Source organism: Okeania sp. (assembly GCF_983059655.1).
Genome location: NZ_CEZPJD010000774.1, coordinates 1 through 3,770, shown reverse-complemented (window position 1 = coordinate 3,770; position 3,770 = coordinate 1). Strand labels below are relative to the sequence as shown.

Sequence of the window (3,770 nt, the reverse complement as noted above, 5' to 3'; positions counted from 1 at the left end):
AGTCCAATATCCTGAAGCCTTGGCCGGGAAGGGTAGACAGGTTGACTTACCATTTCTAGTGCCAGCACTATGAGTGTATTTTAGACTATCTAGATTGCTTATGTGTATAAATAATATAGAATTACAAACTTTGGGGACTTTATTTATACTGTCTTCAGGTATCTTTGTTTAATGGTTAAATCAATAGTTCATTTATTTTTTGAATGTCTATTTGAATGTTTTAGATACAATTCTCTGTATAAATATATAAATACATTTTCGTACTGAGCTGGTAGAGAAGAAAATTTAGAAATTACTATTGTTGAAAATGTAATCTGGGAGTTTCAGCAAAATAACGAAACCTGATTTTATCAAAATTACTCGTCATTTCAGTTATCAGTTATCAGTACCTCTAGCTGTTTGCGCAGCATAAAGTTTCTAAGACTTGTTGGCGGTCTAATTGAAATTGCTTGTAACTGCTATCTAGAGAAAAGTTTTTATTGCTATCCGAATAGCCAAAATATCCTAAGTTGCAGTTAACCTTGTTGCCAAGAGGCTCTAATTTTATTGTGACACAACAACTATCAACAAATTCTATCCGTATTGTTTCCTCTTTTGATAACTGGTCGATTTTTGTAGGTAAATCTTCTTCAAGGAGCATCGAGATATCGAGGTCTAAGAAGACTTTGATTTCTTCTTTGCCTATTTCGATGGAGATAGTGCGATCGCACTCGTAACAAAAACGCCTAATTCCCATTTCAAAGTGAGACAATTCTCCCAACACATCTTCCGGAGGAGCAGCAAATTTTTCTAATAAAGGTTTTCCCCATCTGATTTGAAATTTATGAAGATGCATATCGCGTTTTATAATCACAATTAACCTTTTTTACCAAGCAGTAAATAAAATCGTGACAACTGGCCCCATGCCCGATAAAACTCCCAATAATTTAGAAGAGCAACTGCTTTTAGAACAGGCTAAGACAGGAGCAGAAGTAGATTTATTTAAAAGAATAAAAGTGCTCATGGATATGGAAGCAGAAACATCTCCAGAAGCAACAGAAACAGCAGACAAAGAGTTAGTAACTGCCCCAGTTGAATTTTATTTTCCAATGTTAGCCAGGTAATATTGAGAGCTGAGGCATGGGGAGATTGCAAGTTTAGAGCTCTATTAGGCCAATGTCTTTATGGTACAGGAGGTTGGTATGAAGGATATGTGGATGTTACCCGAATTTATGTAGGGGATGTAGCAGCTTTAGAGAAACAGCTTACTAGAAAGGTTGAATCAGCATTTCAAGCAATACGTCAGGTAAATAGTAGTAGGCAGGTGTATTTTAAAAATAAATGTAAATTTCCTATCCGCCTAGCTTTGCGTTATAGAAAACCATCTGATGAATGGGTAACAGGAGGATGGTGGAATTTTGAGGGCAATGAAAAAGCTGTTCTGTCTCGTAATCAAATAAGGATTAGATCCGACAACTCTATATTTTATTACTATGCTGAAATTACTCAAGAGCCTCATACTAACTATCGTTGGTCTGGAGATGAAGAAAAGAAGCTCCGGCGCAGAAAGCTGCCGATGCGTCAAGTAAAGCTATCACCTGATTCGGATGGTGACTATGTATTATCTATTTCATGCAATAATCTTTAGCTCAATCAGTCCAGTAGGGTGCGTTAGGTGCTTACTACAAACTACGGTTGAACTGTAAAATATCATGTTGTGCCGTAACGCACCGTTGAGTAGTTTTTAGCTATCTTAAATATCTCGGTGCGTTACGCTCCGCTAACACACCCTACTGGACTCTCATTTTGACTCCTAACTTCTGACTCCTTCTTCAAAATTTTCCCATCTATCAACAGCATCCAAATTAGAAACTACTCCTTTTTCCATCAAAACCACACCATCTGCAAAACCAGTGATTCCATATTCACCAGATTTATAAAGTTCTTCAATTCGAGGTACAATTTTTTCCAGTCGTTGCCGATCGCTCTTAAATGCTACCCGATATCTATTCAACCGCCACAGGTCAACAATAATATATTCTACTTTTTCAACTTCTCTAGCATCATTTCTAAATTGCATTCTGGGAAATCGCAAAATTGCTCGACGACCTGATAAGTGCGGAATAATATAAGTAGTTGCTGCCACGCTAGCATCATCAGGAATTTTCTCTAACAACGGTCGCATTTGACTAACGTGCTGCCATTGCTGATGTGCGGGTACATAAACCCAAGGTTGTACTGAATCTGGTACTAAAAAATAGAAGGTGCGATTAGGATTAGAAGTAAAGGTAAAAAATAGTGACAAGCAAAGACAAATTACCCATAAACGCTGAAACTTTAGTGATGGCAATGATGAATTTTCAACTTCTGATTCTCTCTTTCCCCACCATAAAATTGCACCGTAAAATAATCCAGGTACTACTGTCATTGCGTAGCGAATTGTAATTGACAGTACAGACAAACCTTGAGCAGAAAATAACTTTAGCAAAGGAAATCCTGCTATCATCCAAGAAGCGGGAGCAATAGCAGGCACAAATGCTAATGGCAACCATTGACCTAATAAATATTTGATAGTGCCAAAGAATGGGGTAAAAATTTCTGCAATTAAACGCCAAGGGTTGCTAATCATACCCCAAATAATTTCCAGAGTAGAAGCTTCGTCTCCATCTGCATATTGACCGAATCTTTCCATCATAAATCTCTGGGAAATATCTTCGGAAAATAGGGGCATAATTAGATTTGTCAGAGCTACCATGTAGGCAAAACTGAGAGTACAAATAGCTAAACCTATTCTGGGGTAGCGTTTACTCAAAATTAGATAAAATCCTACTCCAAATAAAACTACTCCCGCATCTTCTCTTACTGCTAAGATTAATATTGCTAAAATCCAAAATATAGACCATCGGCGTTTTTCCATTGCCAATAGTAGACTAAATACAAATATAGGTATCTGACAAATATCATGGAAATTTGCGAGAGTAGGGCCAATTACTGCATTAGCACAATAGAAGCTAATGGCGATCATGGCTGATAAGGGTGGCTGGAGATATTGTCTAGCTAAAATGTATAAAACTAAACCAGCACCAGTAACTAATGTGACTTGTAAAATTGTTAGGGTGACAGGATATGGAAATAGAGCATATATTGGCAACCACAGCAATAGGGCTGGAGTAAAATGTTGGCCTAAGCGGTGATAGTATACTTCTGATACTTGGCCTTGATGAACTACATTTGTGGAAAGAGCAGAAGAGAGAGAACTTTGAAAAAAACGACCATGCGTATTATTCCAAAAGACTTGGTTAAATATACCTTGGTCGTAAGAGGCATAAAAACTATAATAGCGGTGCAGATTAAATAATAGACATATAACAAAGAAGGCGATCGCCGCCACAAGCACCATTCTGAAGGACTGATTTTTTTGCCAGCTAACCAACTTCATCCACTTTTAGCAAGATTCAAAATTTAGAGTTACATTTTTTTACGACTGAGGCACAAAGTTCTGAGAGTATCCTCAGCAGACCTCCAACTGCTATAAACATTTAGATTGCAGTATACCACTTACCAGAAAATTATCCCTAGCTTGAGTCATTATAACCACTGGTAAGATAGTTCTGTATTCTGGTACTATAAAATATCAATTATGTCAAGTAAGTATTAGGTAACATAAATGTACTCTAGAAGGCGAATTGAAAGTATTAGTGTCACAATATGAAATAGATATTAAATTATCTCAGATACTAATTTTCTTTTATAGGCCATTAACAAAAAATATAAAATTCATCCAATTAGTT

At 36.7% G+C, this 3,770-nt stretch carries 4 protein-coding genes; 2 read left to right on the top strand and 2 right to left on the bottom strand.

Annotation, left to right across the window (positions count from 1 at the left end; translation table 11 throughout):
• Positions 1-391: 391 nt before the first annotated feature.
• Positions 392-853, bottom strand: a complete 462-nt coding sequence (locus AC3DU7_RS28205) for a hypothetical protein (RefSeq protein WP_488042572.1) — start codon at positions 851-853, stop codon at positions 392-394.
• 34 nt (positions 854-887) lie between these two features.
• Between AC3DU7_RS28205 and AC3DU7_RS28200 the strand changes: the two genes are divergently transcribed.
• On the top strand, positions 888-1,103 hold the full coding sequence (locus AC3DU7_RS28200) for a hypothetical protein (RefSeq protein ID WP_488042571.1): 216 nt from the start codon (positions 888-890) through the stop codon (positions 1,101-1,103).
• 2 nt (positions 1,104-1,105) lie between these two features.
• Positions 1,106-1,627 carry a DUF1036 domain-containing protein gene (locus AC3DU7_RS28195; protein ID WP_488042570.1) on the top strand — a complete coding sequence of 174 codons (522 nt, stop codon included), beginning with the start codon at positions 1,106-1,108 and terminating at the stop codon, positions 1,625-1,627.
• A 165-nt stretch (positions 1,628-1,792) separates the two neighbouring features.
• Here AC3DU7_RS28195 and AC3DU7_RS28190 read toward each other — a convergent pair whose 3' ends face one another.
• Positions 1,793-3,418 carry a DUF2079 domain-containing protein gene (locus tag AC3DU7_RS28190; RefSeq protein ID WP_488042569.1) on the bottom strand — a complete coding sequence of 542 codons (1,626 nt, stop codon included), beginning with the start codon at positions 3,416-3,418 and terminating at the stop codon, positions 1,793-1,795.
• Positions 3,419-3,770 lie beyond the last annotated feature (352 nt).

Excerpts from the sequence above, each read along its gene's own strand:
- AC3DU7_RS28190 (WP_488042569.1), bottom strand. The coding sequence starts at position 3,418 with ATGAAGTTGGTTAGCTGGCAAAAAAATCAGTCCTTCAGAATGGTGCTT.